1 protein-coding gene is annotated in these 1,682 nt (G+C 68.5%); it reads right to left on the bottom strand.

The window, feature by feature from the left end; all coding sequences use genetic code 11:
* A partial coding sequence (locus ACE039_RS30395; protein WP_485824203.1) for a KS-MAT linker domain-containing protein occupies positions 1 to 1,682 on the bottom strand: 1,682 nt, incomplete at both ends.

The raw sequence follows: 1,682 nt of genomic DNA, 5'->3' as shown, positions 1-1,682 counted from the left end.
GCCGGCCACTGCAGCGACCCCACCGCCAGGCCCTGGCCCACCTGCAACTGCGTCAACGATTGGAAGCTTGGGCCCTGATGCAGGCCCATCGCGGCAAACCGCGCATAACAATCCTCACTGCTGAACGTGCGCCCGCACTGCGCGCGCAGTGCCGCCAGATCGACGGTCGGCGCCTCGCCCGGCGCCGAGACCACCGCCCAGCCCTGGCTGTAGACCTGCGCCGCCTCGCCTTCGCCGCTGTAGATCTCGTAGCCGATCCGCCCGTCGTCCTCGACCTCCAGCCCGATGTGCACCTCCAGCGGCTCGGCCACCGCCAGGCGGCGCACCCAACTGACCTGTTCCAGGCGAACCGCCGCCGCCCCGCCCAGCGCCAGACTCACCGCGGCTCGCGCCCACTCCAGTTGCGCCACGCCCGGGACGACCCGCTGACCCAGCACGATGTGATCGCGCAGAACGAACTCCTCGCCCGTCAACCACGTGCTGTAACGCTGTTCGCTCAGGTCCGAGGTATTGCGATGCACCAGCGGGTGCAGCACCGCTTCGCGCGCCGAGCCGGCCAACGCGCCAGCCGTCCGTGCCACCGCACCCGACCCGCTCTCTGGGACCCAATACCGCTCCTTCGCAAACGGATACGTCGGCAGACTCACCCGCGAAGGCCGTGATGGACCATACAGCGCCGACCAATCCACCGCCAAGCCCTGCACCCACAACTCGGCCAACTTGCCCAGCTTGCCGCGCGCCAGCCACTTGGCGATCAACTCCCGCAGGTCCTCGTCGGCAGCGAACGCCGACAATGTCTCGGACCCCCGCTTGACCTCGCCCTGGTACACGTCTTCCAGGCTGGTCTCACCCTGCTCATACGCCGACAATTTGCGCGTAAGCTCTGCCACCGAATTCACCACCAACGCCAGACGCATCCCCAGCGCCTCGCGCCCAACTTGCAGCGTATAAGCCAGCGACGCCAGATCCACCTCGCGCCGTTCCAGATGCGCCCGCAACTGCGCCGCCTGCGCCCGAAGCTGCTCGCCCGTTCGTGCTGACAGCACCACAACAGCCGGAGAATGCACCTCCAGCTGACTCGGAGCCGGCGCCTCATACTCCTCCAGCACCACGTGGGCGTTCACCCCCCCGAAGCCGAAGGAACTCACCCCCGCGCGCCGCGGCAATGCCCGGCCTGTCCCATCGACGGGCGCCTCCCAGACCTGCTCCTGGTTCACCACGTAGAACGGACTGTCATCCAGATCGATGCGCGGGTTCAACGGCTCGGCGTGCAGGCTCTTGACCAGGCGCTTGTGCCGCATCTGCAGCAGCACCTTGATCAGGCCCGCCACGCCCGCGGCCAGTTCCAGGTGACCAATGTTGCTCTTGATCGTCCCCAGCCCGATGCTCCCGGCCGCCAGCGCCTGCCCATCGGCCAACGCCCGGAACGCCCGCTTCAGGCCCTGCACCTCCACCGGATCGCCCAGCGACGTCCCCGTCCCATGCGCCTCGATGTACCCCACCGTGCGCGGATCGACTCCCGCCTGCCGGAACGCCGACTCCACCAACTGCGCCTGCGCCACCGGATTCGGCGCCGTCAACGAGTTCGCCCGGCCGCCGTGGTTCTGCGAACTGCCCAGGATCAGCCCGTAGATGTGGTCCCCATCGCGCTGCGCCGCCGACAGCGGCTTGAGCACCAGCAT

Source organism: Achromobacter maghribensis (assembly GCF_057334215.1).
Note: the sequence above shows the minus strand (reverse complement) of the source record. Positions and strands in the feature narration are given on the sequence as shown.